Genomic DNA, 3,409 nt, shown 5'->3' on the forward strand with positions numbered 1-3,409 from the left:
GGTCAGGAACTCCTCGATCAGGTGTCCTACTGACTCATCCCATTTGTCATGCATAAGGGATATTATGCATGATTTTCGCTTTGTCGTCGGTCGAGCAGGGGGTGGACCGGACTTCGCGGCTGCGCGGGTGATGGCAGGCAATGGCGGATTCCCGGGGGGAACAGGGCCAGCCGGGCCGTCGGTAGGCTCTCTTGTCCATGGGGGACGACCGGACACTCGACATGATCGCCATTGCAGCGGGCAGGGTGACCGTGTCGGACCAACGGACGCGGTCCCACTGGTCGGTCGACCTGGCGCCGTACCAGCTCGCGGCGGTTCCGGTGACCCAGGCGCTCTACGCCCGGGTCACCGGGCGGCGACCGAGTGCCGCCCGGGGCGACCGGCTGCCCGTGGAGAGCGTGTCGTGGCGGGACGCGGTCCGGTTCTGCAACAGCCTGTCCCGTCAGCAGGGCCTGCCGCCTGTGTATCGCCTCGACGGCGATGGCGTCGAGTGCGACGCGACCGGCGGGTACCGGCTACCGACCGATGGGGGGAGGCCCGTCGGGCCACTACTTGACATAATATACATTATCGAACCGCCGCGAGCGCGCCGGATAGCGTTCGAATACACCTGATCACACCCGTCACTGGTTCGATCCTGACCCGCTGACCACCGGCGCAGCTGATCTGCGGCGGCTCGTCGGCGAGGTCGGCCTGCTTCGAAACTTCCGGGGCACAGCTGCGCCGGTGGTCAGCAGGTTCGCGCAACTTCCGGAAATCTTCGTGGTTGACCAGCCGGTCGGACGCTCCTAACGTTTCGCTCTAGTTGCGGAAATCGATCCGTAACTATCGGTGGCGCTCGCGGCCGCACGCCCCCGAGCTTCCCGCGCACGGCACCACCGCCGGCTCTGTGGGGGTCCTACCTCCCCCGGCGCCGGCGGTGGTCCACACCGGAAGGACTGCAGATGAAGTGGAGACGGTGGACAGCCGTCGCTGCGGTCGCTGTCGCGACCGCAGGGGTGCTCAACACCCTGCCGGCCACGGCCAGCCGCCCGTACGATCCGGCCGCGCAGACCTTGGGCGCGCTCGGGCAACGCCACGGCCTGTATGTGGGCACCGCGGTGAGCATGGACGCCCTCGCCGACCCGAACGATCCGCAGTACCGTCAGCTCGCCGCGTCGGAGTTCTCGTCGGTGACCGCCGAGAACGTCATGAAGTGGGAGAGCCTGGAGCCGACCCGGGGCAACTACAACTGGGCACCGGCCGACGCGTTGATGGACTTCGCCCGGCGTAACAATCAGCGGGTACGCGGGCACGTGCTGGTCTGGCACAACCAGTTGCCGGGTTGGCTGACCAGTGGGGTGGCCGACGGTTCGATCAGCCGGGCCGAGCTACGCGAGCTGCTGCGTCAGCACATCACGACCGTGGTCAGCCGGTATCGGGGGCGGATCTGGCAGTGGGACGTGGTCAACGAGGCGGTCAGCGATCCCTGGAACACTCCGCCTACGTTGCACTACAAGGGGTTCTGGGCGCAGCACCTGGGGCCGGGCTACATCGCCGACGCGTTCCGTTGGGCGCGGGCGGCGGATCCGAAGGCGTTGCTGTTCTACAACGACTACAACATCGAGGCCTTCGGGTCGGGTGATCCGGCCAACGACAAGACCCAGTTCGTGTACGACATGGTGAAGCGGCTGTTGGCCGAGGGTGTGCCGATCGACGGTGTCGGCAGCCAGGGTCATCTGGGCACGCAGTACGGCAACTTCGACACGTTCCAGGTGGCTTCGGCGTTGAAGCGGTTCTCGGCGTTGGGTCTGGCGACCGCGTTGACGGAGGTGGATGTGCGCAGCCGGCTCACCGATCGGGTGCAGGCGGGTGACCCCGAGGAGATCAACCCGCGGTTGCAGGCGTCCGCGGCGAATTACAGTGTGCTGATGAAGGCGTGTCTGGCTGATCGGCACTGCTTGTCGTACACGGTGTGGGGTTTCACCGACCGGCACTCGTGGGTGCCGGGCACCTTCCCCGACGAGGGCATGGCTTCGTTGTACGACGAGCAGTACCGGCCGAAGCGGGCGTACCACGAGGTCAAGTCCGATCTGGTGTTCGCCGGCCCGCCGTACGTTCTGCCTCGGGCGCTGCATCGGCCGCGTCGTTAGGGTTCGGGTGGGTCCGGGGGCGCGCGGTCGGTCGTGGCGTCGCCGGACCCGTCCGGTTGTTGGCTGTCGGCGAGGGTGGTCCGGGTTCGTGCGGAAGGACCGGTCGGTCTCCCCCACCGTTTCGGCAACGGCGCGCTGTGATCATTCTGGGATGACCAGTTTGCCCGCGACCGCTCGCCGGGTTCGTGACGAGGTCCCCGCCGGCCACATCGTGTGTCGCCTATCGGAGGCTGCAGAAGCGTGAGGGCCGGCGCGTTCCGGCAGACCCTGCGTTCGTGGGACTCGTGGGGTGGCCGCGCCATCGCCTGCTGCCCCGATTCGCGGAAGCATCCGGCGTATCCGCTGCCCGTCGTGGTGGGGGTCGGGTGTTCGATGCGTGCGTCGCAGGGGTCGGCCGGGCCGGACGTGCCTGGTCTGCGGCGACGGGGATCGGCGCTCGCGAGGAGTCTGCCAAAGCTGCGGTGTCCTACCCGGGGGCCCGTGGTGATCCCCGGTGGGTTCACAGGCCGCCGGCGACGCGTACGACGGCTCCGGTGGTGTACGAGGCGTCGGGGCTGAGTAGCCAGGCGACGGCGGCGGCGATTTCGTCGGGTTCTCCGGCGCGGCCCATGGGGATGCGACCGGCGGCGCGGTCGGGGCGGTCGGGCATGCCGGAGAGCGCGTGGATGTCGGTGCGGATGACTCCGGGCGCGACGGCGTTGACGCGGATGCCGTGTGGGGCGAGTTCCTTGGCCAGGCCGGTGGTGAGGGTGTCGGTGGCGGCTTTGACGGCGGCGTAGTGGATGTATTCGCCGGGGCTGCCGAGGGTGGCGGCGGCCGAGGAGATGTTGACGATGGCACCGCCGTGGGTGAGGCGGCGGGCGGCCTGTTGGGCGCAGAGGATGTAGCCGACGAGGTTGACGTCGATGACGTGGCGCAGGTCGTCGAGGCGTAGGTCGGTGAAGGGTCCGATGGGGCTGGTGACGCCGGCGTTGTTGACCAGGCCGGTGAGGGGGCCGAGGTTTTCGGCGGTGTCGAAGAGTCGGTTGACCTGGTCGGGGTCGGTGGTGTCGGCGGGTACGGCGACGGTGTGGCGGCCGAGGGCGCGGATGTCGGCCACGACGTGTCGGGCGGCGTCGTGGTCGTGGTGGTAGCCGATGGCGATGTCGTGGCCGTCGGCGGCGAGGCGGCGGGCGGTGGCGGCGCCGATGCCGCGGCTGCCGCCGGTGACGATGGTGACCGGCAACGGGCCCCTCTTTCCTGCTCTGGCGGGCGGTGTCGACCCTACCGGGCGGGCG

General features: G+C 68.8%; 3 protein-coding genes. 2 read left to right on the top strand and 1 reads right to left on the bottom strand.

Features of this window, described 5'->3' with window-relative positions:
• Positions 1-197 precede the first annotated feature (197 nt).
• Together E1182_RS29845 and E1182_RS29850 are read left to right on the top strand one after the other, a co-directional pair.
• Complete coding sequence (locus tag E1182_RS29845) at positions 198-614, top strand: SUMF1/EgtB/PvdO family nonheme iron enzyme (protein WP_243706497.1); 417 nt, start codon at positions 198-200, stop codon at positions 612-614.
• Positions 615-944: 330 nt separating this feature from the next.
• The gene (locus E1182_RS29850) at positions 945-2,132 is read left to right on the top strand and encodes an endo-1,4-beta-xylanase (protein WP_132271060.1); all 1,188 of its coding nucleotides are present in this window, start codon (positions 945-947) and stop codon (positions 2,130-2,132) included.
• A gap of 499 nt (positions 2,133-2,631) precedes the next feature.
• On the opposite strand, the gene E1182_RS29855 is transcribed toward E1182_RS29850, so the two are convergent.
• Positions 2,632-3,357: an SDR family NAD(P)-dependent oxidoreductase gene (locus tag E1182_RS29855; protein WP_132271062.1), complete on the bottom strand. Its 726-nt coding sequence runs from the start codon at positions 3,355-3,357 to the stop codon at positions 2,632-2,634.
• Positions 3,358-3,409: the final 52 nt, after the last annotated feature.

Origin of the sequence: Micromonospora sp. KC721 (genome assembly GCF_004348355.1) — a bacterium.
Classification (GTDB): Bacteria; Actinomycetota; Actinomycetes; order Mycobacteriales; family Micromonosporaceae; genus Micromonospora.

Excerpts from the sequence above, each read along its gene's own strand:
- E1182_RS29845 (WP_243706497.1), top strand. The coding sequence starts at position 198 with ATGGGGGACGACCGGACACTCGACATGATCGCCATTGCAGCGGGCAGG.
- E1182_RS29850 (WP_132271060.1), top strand. The coding sequence starts at position 945 with ATGAAGTGGAGACGGTGGACAGCCGTCGCTGCGGTCGCTGTCGCGACC.